The 17,104-nt window shown below is 71.8% G+C and carries 10 protein-coding genes; 5 read left to right on the top strand and 5 right to left on the bottom strand.

The genetic code is table 11. The features are described from left to right. Nucleotides 1-161: 161 nt before the first annotated feature. A complete protein-coding gene (gene sodN / locus ACIBTV_RS05410) occupies nt 162-566 on the bottom strand; it encodes a superoxide dismutase, Ni (RefSeq protein ID WP_091588579.1) in 405 nt (134 codons plus the stop codon). A gap of 185 nt (nt 567-751) precedes the next feature. On the opposite strand from sodN, the gene ACIBTV_RS05415 reads away from it, so the two are divergent. Both ACIBTV_RS05415 and ACIBTV_RS05420 read left to right on the top strand, forming a co-directional pair. After that, nucleotides 752-2,074 carry a radical SAM protein gene (locus ACIBTV_RS05415; RefSeq protein ID WP_396702655.1) on the top strand — a complete coding sequence of 441 codons (1,323 nt, stop codon included), beginning with the start codon at nt 752-754 and terminating at the stop codon, nt 2,072-2,074. 298 nt (nt 2,075-2,372) lie between these two features. Further along, nucleotides 2,373-3,164: a cobalt transporter gene (locus tag ACIBTV_RS05420; RefSeq protein ID WP_396702657.1), complete on the top strand. Its 792-nt coding sequence runs from the start codon at nt 2,373-2,375 to the stop codon at nt 3,162-3,164. A 12-nt stretch (nt 3,165-3,176) separates the two neighbouring features. Here ACIBTV_RS05420 and ACIBTV_RS05425 read toward each other — a convergent pair whose 3' ends face one another. The 3 genes from ACIBTV_RS05425 to ACIBTV_RS05435 form a co-directional block, all read right to left on the bottom strand. After that, nucleotides 3,177-3,731 (bottom strand): sigma-70 family RNA polymerase sigma factor, encoded by a 555-nt coding sequence (locus ACIBTV_RS05425; RefSeq protein WP_396702659.1) that lies wholly within the window; start codon nt 3,729-3,731, stop codon nt 3,177-3,179. Nucleotides 3,732-3,894: 163 nt separating this feature from the next. Continuing rightward, nucleotides 3,895-4,821: an acetamidase/formamidase family protein gene (locus ACIBTV_RS05430; protein ID WP_396702661.1), complete on the bottom strand. Its 927-nt coding sequence runs from the start codon at nt 4,819-4,821 to the stop codon at nt 3,895-3,897. Nucleotides 4,822-4,933: 112 nt separating this feature from the next. Beyond that, nucleotides 4,934-6,196 (bottom strand): ThuA domain-containing protein, encoded by a 1,263-nt coding sequence (locus ACIBTV_RS05435; protein ID WP_396702663.1) that lies wholly within the window; start codon nt 6,194-6,196, stop codon nt 4,934-4,936. Between the two features lie 179 nt (nt 6,197-6,375). Here ACIBTV_RS05435 and ACIBTV_RS05440 point away from each other — a divergent pair, with 179 nt between their 5' ends. Then, nucleotides 6,376-7,719 (top strand): MFS transporter, encoded by a 1,344-nt coding sequence (locus ACIBTV_RS05440; RefSeq protein WP_396702665.1) that lies wholly within the window; start codon nt 6,376-6,378, stop codon nt 7,717-7,719. A 188-nt stretch (nt 7,720-7,907) separates the two neighbouring features. Here ACIBTV_RS05440 and ACIBTV_RS05445 read toward each other — a convergent pair whose 3' ends face one another. After that, nucleotides 7,908-9,824, bottom strand: coding sequence for a glycerophosphodiester phosphodiesterase family protein (locus tag ACIBTV_RS05445; protein WP_396702667.1), 1,917 nt, complete (start codon nt 9,822-9,824; stop codon nt 7,908-7,910). Nucleotides 9,825-10,039: 215 nt separating this feature from the next. Here ACIBTV_RS05445 and ACIBTV_RS05450 point away from each other — a divergent pair, with 215 nt between their 5' ends. Further along, nucleotides 10,040-11,116: a glycoside hydrolase family 19 protein gene (locus tag ACIBTV_RS05450; RefSeq protein ID WP_396702668.1), complete on the top strand. Its 1,077-nt coding sequence runs from the start codon at nt 10,040-10,042 to the stop codon at nt 11,114-11,116. A gap of 281 nt (nt 11,117-11,397) precedes the next feature. Then, nucleotides 11,398-17,004: a GH92 family glycosyl hydrolase gene (locus ACIBTV_RS05455; protein ID WP_396702670.1), complete on the top strand. Its 5,607-nt coding sequence runs from the start codon at nt 11,398-11,400 to the stop codon at nt 17,002-17,004. Nucleotides 17,005-17,104: the final 100 nt, after the last annotated feature.

Consider the following 17,104-nt stretch of genomic DNA (forward strand, 5'->3'; position numbering starts at 1 on the left):
GTGGGGGCTGTTTGTTTTTGACTACGTTGGGGGCGCTTTTTTTTTTTGTGGGGGGGGGGGGGGGGGGGGGGGGGGGGGGGGGGGGGGGGGGGGGTGGGGGGGGGGGGGGGGCGGCGGGGGGGCCCCCCCCCCCCCCACGGGGGTGGTGCGGGTCCGGGGGGTCAGGCCTGCTTGGTCTCCCAGAAGATCTCCGCGATCTCATTGATCTTCGCGAGGAGCCGGTCGGCGACCTCGGGGTCCGCGGACCCCTTCGCCCCGCCGGCGCCGGCCAGCTTGGTGGCCTCGTTGAAGAGACCGTGCAGCTGGGGGTACTTCTCGAAGTGCGGTGCCTTGAAGTAGTCGGTCCAGAGCACCCACAGGTGGTGCTTGACCAGCTCGGCCCGCTGCTCCTTGATGATCAGGGCGCGGGTACGGAACTCCGGGTCCTCGTTGGCCTGGTACTTCTCGCTGATGGCCTTGATCGACTCGGCTTCGATCCGGGCCTGGGCCGGGTCGTAGACCCCGCAGGGCAGGTCGCAGTGGGCGCTCGCCACCGTGCGCGGGATGAAGAGACGTGACAGTCGCATCAGGTGACGTTAAGACCTCAACCGGACTTCACGTCAACTCCCGTGAAGTGGATCTCAACGCGGCGAGGCCGTGCGGGGCGGAGTGTTACGTTTGCCCCTCTCGAAGGCTGTCGGGGGGACGTCCCGCCCCACCTCGATCCTTGCGAAACCGCCGGGCTTTCGGACACGACCGACAGGGAGGGCGCATGCAGACGCGCACCGATCTCATCGAAGATCTCATGGGACGCTTTCCCCATGTGCCGCGCGAGGCGGTCATCAAGGAGGACCTGCTGCGCGGGGGCCTCGCCTTCGACGACTCGGCGTTGACCGACAACGAGGGCGGCGACGTCAAGCCCAAGTCGTACTTCATCTTCTCCTTCGACCACCGCACCCTCCCGGAGCTGGGCGAGGCCGCGCTGCGCCGCCCGCCGGAGGAGATCGTGCTGACCGGAGGTCCGTACGACCTGCGCCGCACGGTCGTGTCGGTCCGCACCAACCCCGACTCGCCGTACGTCGTCAAGCCCGACGCCGACGGGCGGCTGATGCTGTTCCTCGACGGCCGGCCGATCGCCGAGGTGGGCCTCCCGCCGATGCCGGACTACTACCGGCACACGCTCGACAACGGCAAGTCGGTGATGGAGGTGGCGCCGACCATCCAGTGGGGCTACCTCATCTACCTGACCGTCTTCCGGGTCTGCCAGTACTTCGGCGCGAAGGAGGAGTGCCAGTACTGCGACATCAACCACAACTGGCGTCAGCACAAGCAGGCAGGCCGCCCGTACACCGGGGTCAAGCCCGTCGAGGAGGTCCTGGAGGCGCTGGCGCTGATCGACCGGTACGACACGGCCCGCGCCTCGCAGGCGTACACACTGACCGGCGGCAGCATCACGTCGAAGGTCGACGGGCTGGCCGAGGCGGACTTCTACGGCCGCTACGCCCAGGCGATCGAGGAGCGCTTCCCGGGCCGGTGGATCGGCAAGGTGGTGGCCCAGGCGCTGCCCCGCGCCGACGTGCAGCGCTTCCACGACTACGGGATCCGGATCTACCACCCGAACTTCGAGGTGTGGGACAAGCGGCTCTTCGAGCTGTACTGCCCCGGCAAGGAGCGGTACGTGGGTCGGGAGGAGTGGCACCGCCGCATCCTCGACTCCGCCGAGATCTTCGGGCCCCGCAACGTCATCCCGAACTTCGTCGCGGGTGTGGAGATGGCCGCCCCGTTCGGCTTCACCACCGTCGACGAGGCGATCGAGTCGACCACCGAGGGTCTGCAGTACTTCATGTCCCGGGGCATCACCCCGCGCTTCACCACCTGGTGCCCGGAGCCGACGACGCCGCTCGGCCGGACCAACCCGCAGGGCGCGCCGCTGGAGTACCACATCCGGCTGCTGGAGGCGTACCGCGCGACGATGGAGGCGAACGGCCTGTCCAGCCCGCCCGGCTACGGCCCGGCCGGCCCGGGTCGGGCGGTCTTCTCGGTCAGCTCGTTCATGGACAGCCTGCCCGCCGACGAGGTCGACCCGCAGAGCTGATCGCTGCGCCGGCCGTCGGTTCCGTCCGGCGGCCGGCGCCAGGTCGGGCGGGGGACGTCGACTCACCGCGCCGTACACGATCAACGACTGTTCACGCCGCCGTCGCGCGGTAACCACCGGCCCGGACCTGCGCGTTTCCCCACACCCGGCAGGGTGGTGCGGCCTCACCCACCGCACGATCCGGAGCAGCACCCGTGTCCCCACCCGGACAGCGCCGCCGCGACCCGGCGATCGCCCTCGCGTCGGCGGCGATCGCCGTCGGCCGGTCCGTCACCGCGGCGCTCCCCCCGGCGGCGGCGTGACTCTCGACAGCGTCCACGCCGCCTCCATTCACGCCGCCTCCGTATCGGACCGGCTGCAGGATCTCGTGCACTCGCCGGGCGTGCCGCCGGTGGCCTTCGTTCTCGCGTTCGCCGCCGGCGCCGGCCACGCGGTCGCCCCCGGCCACGGCAAGAGCCTGGCCGCGGCGTACCTGGTCGGCTCGCGGGGGCGGATCCGCGACGCCGCCTGGCTGGGCGGCTCGGTCGCCGTCATGCACACCCTCTCCGTGCTGGTGATCGGTGTGGCGTGGACGTTCCTCTCCCTCGCCGACGTCGTCCGGATGCAGGAGCTCACCGGCTGGCTGCAGCTCGCCGCCGGCGTGATCGTGCTGGCCACCGGCGGGTGGATGGTCCGCCGGCACCTGCGCTCCGGCGGCCACGGCCACCACCACCCGCACGGCCACAGCCACGACCACAGCCACGACCACAGCCACGGGTCGGGCAGGCGGCCCGGCCTGTTCCTGCTCGGCATCTCCGGCGGTCTCACCCCGGCGCCGGCCGCGTTCCTCGTGCTGGCCACCGGACTCTTCCTCGGGCGGGCCGGCTTCGCGCTGCTGCTCGTCCTGACCTTCGGCCTCGGCATGGCCGTCGTGCTCTTCGGCGTGGGGCTCCTCGCCGTCGCCGGCAGTTCCCTGGTCGTGCGGGGAGCCCGGTCGCACGCCCTGCTGCGCCTGGCCACGCGGGTGGCGCCGGTGCTCGCCGCCGGGGGCATCACGCTGTTCGGCGCCGGCCTCGTGACCGCCGCCGCCGTCCAACTCGCCACCGGTTAGGACGGCGGGCGCTCAGCCGACGCGTCCCCGTGCCGACGGCCGGTCTCCGGCGAGGGCGGTCACCAGGTCGTCGCGTGCCCTCGCCACCCGTGAGCGGATCGTGCCCACCGGGCATCCGCACACCTCGGCCGCCTCCGCGTACGACAAGCCGACGATCTGGGTCGCGACGAACGCCTCCCGCCGGTCCACGTCGATGCTGAGCAGGACGGACTCCAGTGCCACCGCGCCGTCGAAGCCGCTGCCGATGTCCGCCGGGTCGTACCGCGCGGAGAGCGCAACGGTCCGCGGGCGTGCGGCGGTGGACCGGACGTGGTCGACGACCACCCGCCGCGCGATGGCGAGCAGCCACGTCCGCGCGGACGAGCGCGCGGTGAACGTCGGTAACGACCGCACCGCCCGCAGATACGTCTCCTGGGTCAGGTCGTCGGCCTCACGCGGGCCGCTCAGGTGACTGACGAAACGCCACACCTGGTGCTGGGTGGCCTGGATGAACCGGGTCGCGGCCGCCTGGTCGCCCCGGCCGGCGGCGAGCGCCCACGCCGTCACCGCGGCCTCGTCGTCCGTCACCGGTCACCGTCGCTACCCGCCGGCGCAGCGGCGGCGGTGGGCGAGGGCGCAATGATCGCGTGCATGAACCAGTAGTCGGTCCGCGGCTGCCGGAAGTTCCCCGCGAGTCGGGGGATTCTCATGGACGGCCGCCGCTGTCCGGTCGGCGGCCGCGCGGGTCGGCTCAGCGCAGCGCGTCGTCGCGCAGCACCGCGTGCGCGCCCACCGTCTGGTTGACGATCTGGCTGACGCGCACGTCGACGGTGACGCTGGCCAGCGCCACCGCGTCCGCGCGGCTGACGCCGTGCAGCCGCTGCAACAGGGTCAGCATCGAGTCCAGGGCCAGGAAGGTCGCCTCGTCGAGGGTCGGGCCCACGCCCAGGGTCAGCCAGGCGTCCGCGGTGCGGGCGACCGGGCCGGTGAGCGGGAAGTCGTCACGGACGTCGAGGGTCAGCGTCACCTCGTCCATCGGGCACTCGATGGCCGTGCCGCCGATCTCACCGTCACCCTGCGCCGCGTGCCCGTCGCCCACCGAGAACAGTGCCCCGTCGACGGGGATCGGCAGCAGCAGCGTGGTGCCCGCGGTCAGCTCCCGACAGTCCAGGTTGCCCCCGTGGGGTCGGGGTGGCACGGTCGAGTGCCGTCCGGGCTCGGCCGGTGGCATGCCGAGCACCCCCATGAACGGCCGCAACGTGACCGCGTGGCCGTGCTGGTTGCGGCCGGTCATCGTCGCCGGGGAGAGGGCCCAGGTGTGCACGACGCCCTCGTCCGCCACGCCGTAGCGCTGGTTGAAGCCGCTCGGCCAGCCACCGGCGACCGTGGTGCCCCAGATCGCCGGGATGATGGCGTCGAGGCGGACCGAGAGGGTCTGCCCGGCGCGGGCGCCGCGGACGGCCACCGGACCGGTCAGCGCGTGGCCGTGGTCGGGCTGGTACTGCGGGACCCGCGGCCGGTCCCGGTGCGGTCCGCCGGCGTACGGGGCGGCCGACCACCAACAGTCCAGGGTGCGGTAGGTGACGGTGTCGCCGGGGTCGACGGTGAGGGCCGGGGCGAGGTCGGGGTCGAAGTGGCCATGCAGCGTCTTGTCGTCCGGGGTGAGGATGTGTCGCATCTGGAGCAGGCTAGTTGCCCTTCCGGGCACGGGAGAAGGGGTCGGCGCGACCGACGCCGGCCCCGTCCGGACCGCCGGGCGCCGCCCCACCCGACGATCCGGACGTACGCGGTCACCGCTGCAGGAGCCGGAACGACTGCGCCGCCGTGCCGTTGCAGGCGTACTGCACCAGTTGGACGCTGTCTGCGGTGGAGCCGCCCGGCACGTCCAGGCACTTGCCGCTGAGCCGGTTGACCAGCCGGTAGTAGCCGTCGGCCTCCGGGACGGCCTGCCACTGCTGGTTGTTGCCGCCGCTGTAGGTCCAGAGTTGGATCGGCGCGTTGTCGGCGGTGGACACGTTGGTGACGTCGAGCGAGCGGGCGCCATTGTTGCGGTTGTTGACCCGGGCGTAGCCGCCGCTGGTGGGCTGGAACTGGTACTGCTGGGCGTAGGTCGTGTTGCAGGCGTACTGCTGGACGGCGGTGCCGTTGGCGGTGCCGGCGGCGCGGGCGTCGACGCACTTGCCGCTGCCCCGGTTGACGAGGCTGTACCAGGCGGTCGGGGAGATGGGGTCCGTGGGCGGGGGAGTGGTGCCACCGCCGCCGCCCAGCCAGAGCAGCCCGTCGATGAGGAAGCGGTTCTGCACCTCGCTGGCGAACGTGGACGACAGCGGGACCTTGTTGACGTAGTCCATCGCGTTGTGGCCGAAGTTGGCGTACAGCATCTTGTACGCGGTGTTCGTCCACATGATCGGGTAGTAGCCGCTGTACCAGGTCTGGCCCGGGTCGGTGCCGAGCGGGAAGCTGCTCGGGTCGACCGAGGCGAGGATGCTGATGTTCGGGTTGGTCCGCAGGTCGCGGCTCCAGCTGTACCACTCGCTCACCGCCGAGGTGAAGGTGGCGGGCAGCCGGGCGGTGGACGGGTGGGTGCGGTTCTCGGTCCGCAGGACGGCGGTGGTCGGGCCCCAGGTGTTGGTCTGGAACGCGCCGGTGCCGAGGAACTGGTTGTGATACCAGTCCCAGCCGCCGGGGTTGGTGGTGAACGCGGAGACGTGGAAACCGAGCCAGGCGCCTCCGCCGCGCATGTACTGCTCGAACGCGGGCCGCTGGGCGGCCGGTGGCAGGTCGTCCAGGAAGATCACCACCTGGTACTGCGCCAGGTTGGCGGTGTTGAGCCGGCTCCAGTCGTTGGTGGCCGTGTAGGTGAAGTTGTGCTGGGCGGCGATCTGTGGGAACCATTGGTTGGCTTCCCGGACGAAGCTGATGTGCGCGTCGTCCCAGGTGCCGTTGTAGAAGGCGATGACGTTGAAGGCGGGGGCCGCCGCCCGGGCGTTGCCGGTGGCGGGCTGGGCGAGGACGGTCATGAGCACCAGGCAGAGCGCGAGGAGACGCGCCACTCTGCGGGTGACGGTACGGCGAGCACGGGCGAACATGGCACGTCCTCTCGATCGTCGTCGCGCCGCCGGGACGACGCGTCGATCCGCGTAACTGTTATGAACCTTTACCAATCTTTGCATCGAGATCGGCCGATACACAAGGCGGCGGCCGTCGGCGACTTGCTGCGAAGATCCGTGTCGTGCGGGAAACCTCTGCCGCGGCGCGTACCGCCGCTATCGCCGTCGCCGTCGGCCTCCACTACGGCTACTTCGGCGCGGCCATGGCCGGCGCCCAACTCTTCCTCACGCCCGCCCTGGGCTTGACGGTCGGTGAGCAGGGCAGCCTCTTCGCCGTACCGGTGATCGGCATGCTCGTCGGCGTGCTGCTGGCCAACCGACTGGTCACCACGGCCGGTCGTCGCGCGACGCTGCTGGCGGCGGCGCTGGTGGCCGCCGTGCTCGGCGCGCTCTCGCCGCTGGTCGCCGACCTGCTCTGGCTCGACGCCACCCGTCTGCTCATCGGGCTGGCGTCGGGGGTGACCACCGTCGTCGTCCCGGTCTACATCGCCGAGGCCGCGCCCACCGCCGTCCGGGGCCGGATCGCCGTCCTCTACCAGGTCGCCACCGTCGGCGGCATCGTCGCGGCGTTCCTCGTCGCCTACGCCCTGGCCGACGCCGGACTGTGGCGGGTGATGATCGGTCTCAGCGCCCCACTCAGCGCGGTCTCGGCGGCGCTGCTGTCGCGTGCCCCGGAGACCGCCCGCGGTCTGGCCGCGCGCGCCGAGGCGGCCCAGGCGCGCGCCGGGGCGGCCCAGGCGCGCCCTGGCCGTCCCGGGGGAGCGGTCGCCGAGCTGTTCGCCCCGCGGTACCGGGCGCTGACCCGGTTCGTGATCGTCCTCGGCGCGCTGATCCAGCTCACCGGCGTCAGCGCGGTCAGCAACTTCAGCCCGCGGATCTTCGAGGGCATGGGTTACCGGGGCACCGTCGCGCTGCTCGTGCTGCCCGCCGTCGTCCAGACGTCCGGCCTGCTGGCGGCGCTCGCCTCGTCGGCGACCGTCGAGCGGCTCGGCCGCCGGGCCACGCTGCTGACCGGGACCGCCGTGATGGCCGCCGGGCACGCCCTGCTGGTCCTCGCGTTCCTGACCGACCGGGGCGGCGGCGTCCTCGGCCTGGCCGGCCTGCTGGTGTTCACCGTCGGGTTCAACGCGGGGCTGGGCTCGCTGCTGTGGATCTACGCGTCGGAGGGTTACACTGACCGGCTGCGCAGCGCCGGCGCGACCGCGCTGCTGCTGCCGAACCTCGCCGCGAACTTCCTGCTGGCGCAGTTCTTCCTCGGTGCGCTGGCCGCGTTCGGCGGTGCCGCCACCTTCGCCCTGCTGCTCGGGGTGACCGTCGCGGCCTGGATCTTCCTGCACCGCCAGACGCCCGAGACGCGGGGCCGCACGCTCGACGAGATCCACGCGTACTGGCAGGGCGGGCGGCGGTGGCCCACCGATCACCCGGCCGTCCCGGTGGCTCCCACGAGTCAGCGGTCGGCCCGCTAGGGGAGTGCGGCTCCGCGCTGCCCTGGCCACCGCAACAACATCCCCGAAGTCGTCCCCTCCACCCGTCCGGGAAACGACGACTTCCCGGAGGTTGCGCAGATTGTCGGGGGCAGCCGGACCGGTGGCGCGTACGGAAAGGTCCCCGCCGTCGGGGCCGACGGCGGGGACCTTCCGGTGGTGCGAGGGGGCTACCGCTGCGCGAGGGTCCGCGCGTCGGCGGCGATGACGCCGGCGACCTCGGCCGGAACCGACGCGCCGGCCTGCCGGTCGACCCAGCCGGCGAGCTGGGCGTACTGGCCGTGGGCCAGCTTGACGGACATCGTGTTGAGGGCTGCCTCGTCGGCGCCAGAGGTGAAGATCAGGTAACCGAGCCCCGCCTGGTTGACCGTCACGGTGAAGGTGCTGGTCGCGGTGGCGGTGCCCGCCGGGCCGGTCGCCTCGACGCTGAGCGTGTGCCGCCCCGCGGTCAGCGTGGCCGGGTCCAGCTCGCGCCCGACCGCCGACGGGCGGCCGTCCAGCGTGACGGTGATGGTCTCCGCGTTGGTGGCGGCGACCGCGATCACGGGCGACTGGGCGCGGTCGAGCTCCGCGCCGTCGGCCGGCGACGTGATCGCCACCGTCGGCTCGGCCGAGGGGCGCTGCATGAACGCCGAGTTCCAGCCGACCAGCTCCGCCGCGCGGTTGGTGATGATCCCGTCGGTGCCGATGCGCTCGAGCCGCTGCCACAGGCCGGCGGAGTCCACCGTCCAGGCCATCACGGCGACACCGGCGGTGTGCAGTGCGGCGACGACCTCCGGCTTGGCCAGCAGGGCGTTGCCGTCCGGGTTGTACGCGGTCAGGTGCAGGTCCTTCGCGATCGCCACCGGGTCCGTGTCGAGGCTGCTGCGCAGCAGACCGAGCGGCAGCTCGGGGGCGAGCTCGTAGGTGTAGCGCAGGGCGTCGACCTCGAAGCTCTGGACGAACACCCGGCTCATCATCCGCTCGTCGCGGATCACCTTGATGATCGTGGCGACCTCGTCGCGGGTGTGCTTGCCCTTGATCTCCAGCAGCAGGTTCCCGCCGCGGGTGCGCAGGTCGGCGAGCTGCTCGGCCAGGGTCGGCACCCGTGCGCCCACGTACTGCGGGCCGAACCAGGAACCGGCGTCGAGGGCCTTGATCTGCGCGGCGGTCAGGTCCCGGATGTTGCCGGTCCCGTCGGTGGTCCGGTCGACGGTGCCGTCGTGAAGGATGAACGGGATCCCGTCCTTGCTGGGCTGGACGTCGTTCTCGATCCAGTCGGCCCCGCTCTTGCGCGCGATCTCCTGGGCGACCAGGGTGTTCTCCGGCGCGGCGGCGGACGCGCCGCGGTGCGCGATGACGGTGAGCGGGCTGCCCTCGGGGCGGAGGTAGCCGTTCGGCGGCAGCTCGGTGATCTTCACCTCGTCGTACGACACGGTGGCGCCGTTGACGAAGAGCGCCTGGACGCCGTCGGTGGAGCGCTGCAGGCTGGTCGTCCGCATGGCCTCCCGGCCGTCGAAGATCCAGCGCGCCTGGTTGCCGTGCACCTCCACCGCGACCCGGACGTCCTTACCGGTGCCGGCGGCGTACGGTGCGGAGGCGGTGTTCGTGACGACCCAGGCGTCGGCCGTGGTGCGCTGGGCGAACTCGAGCCCGTTGGACGCGGTGGTGCCGCTGCGCATGGTGGCGATCCACCACGGGGTGGCGCCGTTGGCGGGGACGTCGATGCCGAGCGAGGCCCAGCGGGTGGCCGCCGAGACCGACTCGAACCGCATGGTGGCCTCGAACCGGAAGTCGTTCAGGTGACGGCCGAAGGTGATCTTGTTGTTGGCGCTGGAGCTGGCGGACGTCCCGTACAGCCGGCCGTTCTCGACCTTCCAGGTGCCGTCGACGGCGTTCCATCCGGCGGGCAGCGTGCCGGAGTCGAAGGTCTCCGAGACGACGACGGTGCCGGGCTGAGCGGTGGCGGGCGACGAGGTCGCGACGGCCGCGACGGCGACGGCGCCGGTGACGGCGAGCGCGGCGACGGTGGCGGCGGCCCGGGTTCGCCCGGGGCGGAGCTGGGCGACGGCGCGTCCGATCGCCCGAGGTGTGGAGAGGACAGTCATGGCCGGGACCGTACGAAGCGCGCCCGAAGCCATGATCAACTCGGCGTGGCGTCGGGTGGAACGCGAGATGTACGACGGGGCGGCCGTCGCCCCCGTCCGCCCACGGCGGCCCCGTTGTCGAATAGTTAGGTTTATGAACAGATAATGTTACAGTCATTCTCATCGATGTGCGGACCCTCGGTCGGCCCGTGCTGTCCCCGAAGGGAGTGATGGAGATGTCGAGACTGCGTGCCCTGGTCGCGCTCGTGGCGCTGCTCGTCGCGGGCGGGCTGATGGCGGTGATCCCGTCGACCCCGGCGTCGGCCGCGGCCTGCGTCGCGCCGTGGCAGGCCTCGGCCGTCTACTGGGGAGGTGACCAGGCCTCCCGCAACGGCCGTAACTACCAGGCGAAGTGGTGGACCCAGAACGAGGCGCCGCCGGGGACCACCGGCGTCTGGCAGGATCTCGGCGCCTGCGACGGCGGCGGCACCCCGCCCCCCAGCGGGGGCTGCAACCACCCGAACTGGGTCGCCGGCACCTGGTACGCCGCCGGCTCGATCGTGCGGTACACCAACGGCCTCTACTACATCGCCGAGCACGACAACCCGGGGTACGACCCCATCATCAGCACCTGGTACTGGGAGCCCTACACCTGTGGCGGCCAACCGCCCACCACCCCGCCCACCAACCCGGGCGCCTTCGTGGTCAGCGAGGCCCAGTTCAACCAGATGTTCCCGGGCCGCAACTCCTTCTACACGTACTCCGGCCTCGTGGCGGCCCTCAGCGCCTACCCGGCGTTCACCAGGACGGGCAGCTCGACGGTCCAGCGGCAGGAGGCCGCGGCGTTCCTCGCGAACGTGCACCACGAGACCGGCGGGCTCGTCCACATCGTCGAGCAGAACCAGGCGAACTACCCGCACTACTGCGACCCCGGCCAGCCCTACGGCTGCCCCGCCGGGCAGGCCGCCTACTACGGGCGGGGCCCGATCCAGCTGAGCTGGAACTTCAACTACAACGCCGCCGGCAACGCCCTCAACCTGCCCCTGCTGACCAACCCCTGGCTGGTGCAGAACGACGCCGCCGTGGCCTGGAAGACCGCCATCTGGTACTGGATGACCCAGAACGGTCCGGGCACCATGACCGCCCACAACGCGATGGTCAACGGCGCCGGCTTCGGCGAGACCATCCGCAGCATCAACGGATCGATCGAGTGCAACGGCGGCAACCCCGCCCAGGTGCAGAGCCGCGTCACCAGGTACCAGCAGTTCGTCGGCATCCTCGGTGTCTCCGCCGGCGCCAACCTCTACTGCTGACCGACGGCCGGGCCTCGTCACCTGATCCGGGCGGCGAGGCCCGACCGCTCGCGTCCATGAGGGACGGCGTGCGGGGGAGGGGAGCCGGCCGCTTCCGCGACGTCACGTCTCGCCATGATCAACCCATTGACACGGCCGTGCTCCGCCCGTAACTTTCAGCGGCAGTTCATCGCGCCCGCCATCGTCCGTCACATCTCCGATTGACAACGATGTCAGGCCGACGAACCGCCACCAGGCGAAGCACCTCCTCGTCCCGGACCGAGCCGAAAGGCCATCCCTCCATGTCGTACGCCCCTGCCCGCCCCCTGTCGCTGCGGATGGTCGCCGCGACAGCCGCGGTGGTGCTGCCGGCCGCGATGCTCGTCGCCGCTCCATCGGCGACCGCCGCGCCCGCCGCTCCACCCGGCAGCTTCCGCTCCTCGTTCGAGCCGGCCGATCCGCAACCCGCCGCGACCACCGTCGAGGTGGACGCGAGCGGCAAGCCGATCCAGGCGAACCTGAGTGGTTCGAGCCCCACCGGGCTGCCCGGCAGCCTGCTCAGCCGGGTCACCGCGGTGACCGCGAGCGGCGAGAACCCTCCGAACGAGACCGCCGGCACCCTCACCGACGGCAACCCCGTGACCAAGTGGTTGACGCGCAGCCAGACGGGCTGGGTGACCTACCGGCTCACCGAGCCGGCCGCGGTCGTGCGGTACGCGCTGACCTCCGCCGACGACGCGCCGGGCCGCGACCCCAAGGACTTCACCCTCCAGGGCTCGCACGACGGCACCACGTGGATCGACCTGGACCGGCAGACCGGGCAGCGCTTCGCCGGCCGGCTGAGCACGAACGCCTACCGGTTCACCAACACCACCGCCTACGGCTTCTACCGGCTGAACGTCACCGCCAACTCCGGTGAGCCCCTCCTGCAGCTCGGCGACTGGGACATCAGCGACGGCTCGGACGTCAAGCCGCCGGCCACCCCGATGGTCAGCGTGGTGGGCACCGGTCCGGTCAGCGGTCACAACATGCTGCCCCGGGCGGGCTTCACCGGCGTCGCGTCCCTGCGGTACTCCGGCGGCGCCGTGGCCGACGGCCGTTCGTACGCGACCAACCGGCTGTTCGACGTGAACATCCCCGTCGGGCCGAAGACCCGTCTGTCGTACCGGATCTTCCCGGAGTTCACCGGGCAGAACTACGCGTACCCGTCCACGTACGCGGCGCTCGACCTGCACTTCACCGACGGCACCTACCTGAGCCGCCTCGCACCGCTGGACCAGCACGGCTACGCGTTCACCGCGGCCGGGCAGGGCGCGTCGAAGGTGCTCTACGCCGACCAGTGGAACGCGGTGCAGTCCGACATCGGCGACGTCGCCAGCGGCAAGACGATCGACCGCATCCTGCTCGCGTACGACATCCCCACCGCGACCGCCGAGACCCGCTTCCAGGGGTGGCTCGACGACGTCACCGTCACCGGGGCGGCGACGGCCATCGACGGCTCGCGGCTGACGAACTACGTCGACACCCGGCGCGGCACCAACTCGTCGAGCTCGTTCTCGCGCGGTAACAACCTGCCGATCTCGGCGGTGCCGAACGGCTTCACGTTCTTCACGCCGGTCACCGACGCCACCTCGGACTCCTGGGAGTACGAGTACCAGCGGGCCAACAACGCCGCCAACCTGCCCATGCTCCAGGGGCTCGGCATCTCGCACCAGCCCAGCCCGTGGATGGCTGACCGGAACCAGATGTCGGTGATGGCGGTGCCGGCCGGCGGCCCGCTCACCGGCGCGCCCAGCACCCGGGCCCTCGCCTTCAGCCACGACGACGAGATCGCGCGGCCGGACCTCTACCAGGTGACGACGCAGAACGGCCTGGTCGCCCGGATGTCCCCGGCCGACCACGGCGGGATCATGCAGTTCACCTTCCCGTCCGGGGCGGCCACCGGAAGCCTGGTCTTCCACAACGGCACGTTCACCATCGGCACGGACGCCGCGGTCACCGGCTGGGTCGACAACGGAAGCGGGCTCTCCGCCGGGCGCAGCCGGATGTTCGTCGCCGGCACCTTCGACCGCGCCCCGACGGCATCCGCCGCCGCGTCCGCGACCTTCGACATCTCCGCCGACCGTCAGGTCACCCTGCGCCTCGCGACGTCCTTCATCTCGGTGGACCAGGCCCGGCGCAACCTCGACCTGGAGCTGACCGGCCGCAGCTTCGACCAGATCCACGCCACGGCCACCGACGCCTGGCAGGACCGGCTCGGCCGGGTCGAGGTCCAGGGCGCGACCGAGACGCAGCGGGTGACGCTGTACTCGAACCTGTACCGGCTGAACCTGTACCCGAACTCGCAGTCGGAGAACACCGGCACCGCCACGGCGCCGCGCTGGCAGTACGCGAGCCCGGTGTCGCCGCACACCGGCGCGTCGACCCCCACCCGGACCGGCGCGAAGATCGTCGACGGGCAGATCTACGTCAACAACGGGTTCTGGGACACCTACCGCACGGTGTGGCCGGCGTACTCCCTGCTCTACCCGGACGTCGCCGCCCGCATCGCCGACGGCTTCGTGCAGCAGTACCGCGACGGCGGCTGGATCGCCCGCTGGTCGTCGCCCGGCTACGCCGACCTGATGACCGGCACCAGCTCCGACGTCTCCATCGCCCAGGCGTACCTCAACGGCGTCAAGCTGCCCGACCCGCTCGGCGCGTACGACGCGGCGGTCAAGAACGCCACCGTGGCGTCCGGCCGCAGCGCGGTCGGCCGCAAGGGCATCGAGACCTCGCTGTTCCTCGGCTACACGCCCACCTCCACCGGTGAGTCGGTGTCGTGGGCGCTGGAGGGCTACATCAACGACTTCGGCATCGGCAACATGGCCACGGCCCTGGCCAAGGACCCGGCCACCCCGAAGTCGCGGCGCAAGCAGCTCAAGGAGGAGTCGGAGTACTTCCTCCAGCGGGCCCGCAACTACGTGCACCTCTTCGACCCGAAGACGAAGCTCTTCCAGGGCCGCGAGGCGTCCGGCACCTTCCTCGCCGGCGACCCGCTGGACTGGGGCGGCGTCTACACCGAGACCAACGGCTGGAACTTCGCCTTCACCGCTCAGCAGGACCCGCGCGGGCTCGCCAACCTGCACGGCGGGCGTCAGGCGCTGGAGCGCAAGCTCGACGAGTTCTTCGCCACCCCGGAGAAGGCCGACCGTCCGGGCGGCTACAAGGGGATCATCCACGAGATGCTGGAGGCGCGGGCGGTGCGCCTGGGCCAGCTCGGCATGAGCAACCAGCCCTCGCACCACATCCCCTACATGTACGACGCGGTCGGCGCGCCGGCCAAGACCCAGGCTCTGGTCCGCGAGATCATGCAGCGCCTCTACGTGGGCAGCGAGATCGGCCAGGGCTACCTGGGTGACGAGGACAACGGCGAGATGTCCGCCTGGTACATCCTCAGCTCGCTGGGCATCTACCCGCTGCAGGCCGGTTCGTCCGAGTGGGCCGTCGGCTCGCCGCAGTTCACCCGGATGACCGTTCACCGCAGCAGCGGCGACATCGTCGTCAACGCGCGGGACAACAACACCCGCAACGTCTACGTGCAGAGCGTCAAGGTCAACGGCAAGAAGCACGACGGCCTCTCCATCGACGCGGCGTCGCTCGTGCGCGGCGGCACGATCGACTTCCAGATGGGTCCCCGTCCGTCGTCCTGGGGCACCGACGCCGACGACGCCCCGCCGTCCCTGACCCGGGGCAACGAGGCGCCGAAGCCGCTGGCGGACACCACCGGTCCGGGCCTCGGCACCGCCACCGCCGACGGCGGGCGGGACGCCGCGAAGCTCTTCGACGACTCGTCCACCACGCAGCTGACCTTCACCACCGCGACGCCGCAGGTCACCTGGGCGGCCCGGGGTGGCAAGCAGCGGCCGACCCACTACACCCTCACCTCCGGCGCCGCCGCGGGCGACCCGACGGACTGGCGGCTGCAGGGTTCGCAGGACGGCATCACCTGGACCACGCTCGACTCCCGCACGGGAGAGACGTTCACCTGGCGCAACCAGACCCGTCCGTTCGAGATCAGCAAGCCGGGGCGGTTCACGCAGTTCCGTCTCGTCGTGACGAAGACGGTCGGCGCCGAGCAGGCGAACCTCGCCGAGATCGAGCTGCTCGCCAGCGGTGATCTGGAGCTCGCGGGTGACGACGTCGCGGTGACCCCCGTCGAGGAGGTGCACGCCACCGCGGGCACCGAGGTGTCGGTGCCGCTGGCCACGGTCACCGGGGGCACCGCCTCCGGCTACCAGGCGACGATCGACTGGGGCGACGGGTCGCCGGCGGTCGCCGGCACGCTGACGCTGAACTCCCGGGAGGTCTACCGCGTCAGCGGCTCGCACACGTACGCCACCCCGGGCCACCACCAGGCCACGGTCACCGTGACCGACGGCACCAGCCAGAGCGTGGCGACGGTCGGCGTCGACGTGTCCTACGTCCCCGCCGACGGGCTCGTCGCGGCGTACGACACGGTCTGCGTCGGTGACGAGGGTGTCCTCGCCGCCGACTGCGACGCCAAGTCGTGGGCGTACTCGCGGGCCGCCCTCGCGGCGGCCGGGGTGACCCAGGGCCAGCGGTACCAGGTCCCCGGGACCGCGCTGCACTTCACGCTGCCCTCGGTCCCGGCCGGAAAGCCGGACAACGCGAGCGGCAACGGTCGGACGATCGCGCTGCACCTGCCCGCCGACGCCACCAGCATCTCGTTCATCGGCGCCGGTACGCAGGGCAACCAGGACACCACCGGGACCGCGACGTTCAGCGACGGCAGCACCGCCGGCATCCCGATCCGCATGAGTGACTGGACGCTGGGCGGCAACGCCAACGGCACCCCGGCCTACGGCAACATCGTCGTCGCCAAGGCCGCGTACCGGCTGAGCGGCACGAGCCGGGACAGCGCCCAGCCGTTCCTGTTCGCCACCACGCCGTACCAGATCCCGGCGGGCAAGACGCTCGTCTCGGTGACCCTGCCGACCCAGACCGGCGACCCCGGTTCGACGGGCCGCATCCACGTGTTCGCCATCGCCGACGACGGCACCGCGCCCGACGCGCTCGAGATCACCGCACCGAACGACCAGACGGCCACGGCCGGTCAGGTCCTCGCGGCGAACCTCGGCACGCTGACCGGCGGGGTGCCCGGCACGACGGGCCACCGGGCGCGGGTGCAGTGGGGCGACGGCACCGTTCCGGCCGACGTGACCATCGACCCGTCCGGGAAGATGAGCGCGCAGCACACCTACGCGCGGGAGGGCACGTACACCGTCCACGTCACCGCGTGGGACACGGTGTCGAGCACCACCAGCACGTTCACCGTGACCGTGGCGCGCTCGGCGCTGCAGCCGACGATCACGCTGTCCCCGTCCGGCCCCGTCGCACCCGGCGGCGCGGTCACGGTCGAGGGCACCGGCTTCGCGGCCGGTGAGCGGGTGACCGTCACGCTCGCCAGCAGCCCGGCGCGGACCACGACGGTCGTGGCCTCGCCGGCGGGCGCCGTGCACGCCTCGCTGACGACGCCGCGCAACGTCCGGCCGGGCCGGTACGCGGTGACCGCCACCGGCGCCTCGTCGCGTACGCCGGCCACGGCCACCGTCCAGGTGGCCGAGCGGTCGGAGGCGCCCCGGGATCCGCGGGCGACGATGGCGACCACGTCCGGGCCGCGGGGCACGTCGATCACGATCGACGGTTCCGGGTTCACGCCGGACGAAGAGATCACGGTCCGTCTCGGTGACGGGCCCGTGCTCAGCACGGTGCATGCCAACGGTGACGGCGTCATCAGCGGCGTGACCGTCAGCGTGCCCGAGACGGCGAAGGCCGGCGCGACCAGCGTCACGGTGTCGGGCACCGGCACGACGCGGGTCGACCTGCCCTTCACCGTCACCGACTGAGTCGGGGCACCACAGACCGCCGGTGGGCGGGCCGTCACCACGGCCCGCCCACCGGCGCGTTTTCTAGCTGGCAATGTGTCAATTCGGTGTCAACCATCGT

The organism is Micromonospora sp. NPDC049366, from assembly GCF_044466625.1.
Classification (GTDB): domain Bacteria; phylum Actinomycetota; class Actinomycetes; order Mycobacteriales; family Micromonosporaceae; genus Micromonospora.

Excerpts from the sequence above, each read along its gene's own strand:
- sodN (WP_091588579.1), bottom strand. The coding sequence starts at position 566 with ATGCGACTGTCACGTCTCTTCATCCCGCGCACGGTGGCGAGCGCCCAC.
- ACIBTV_RS05415 (WP_396702655.1), top strand. The coding sequence starts at position 752 with ATGCAGACGCGCACCGATCTCATCGAAGATCTCATGGGACGCTTTCCC.
- ACIBTV_RS05430 (WP_396702661.1), bottom strand. The coding sequence starts at position 4,821 with ATGCGACACATCCTCACCCCGGACGACAAGACGCTGCATGGCCACTTC.
- ACIBTV_RS05445 (WP_396702667.1), bottom strand. The coding sequence starts at position 9,824 with ATGACTGTCCTCTCCACACCTCGGGCGATCGGACGCGCCGTCGCCCAG.
- ACIBTV_RS05450 (WP_396702668.1), top strand. The coding sequence starts at position 10,040 with ATGTCGAGACTGCGTGCCCTGGTCGCGCTCGTGGCGCTGCTCGTCGCG.
- ACIBTV_RS05455 (WP_396702670.1), top strand. The coding sequence starts at position 11,398 with ATGTCGTACGCCCCTGCCCGCCCCCTGTCGCTGCGGATGGTCGCCGCG.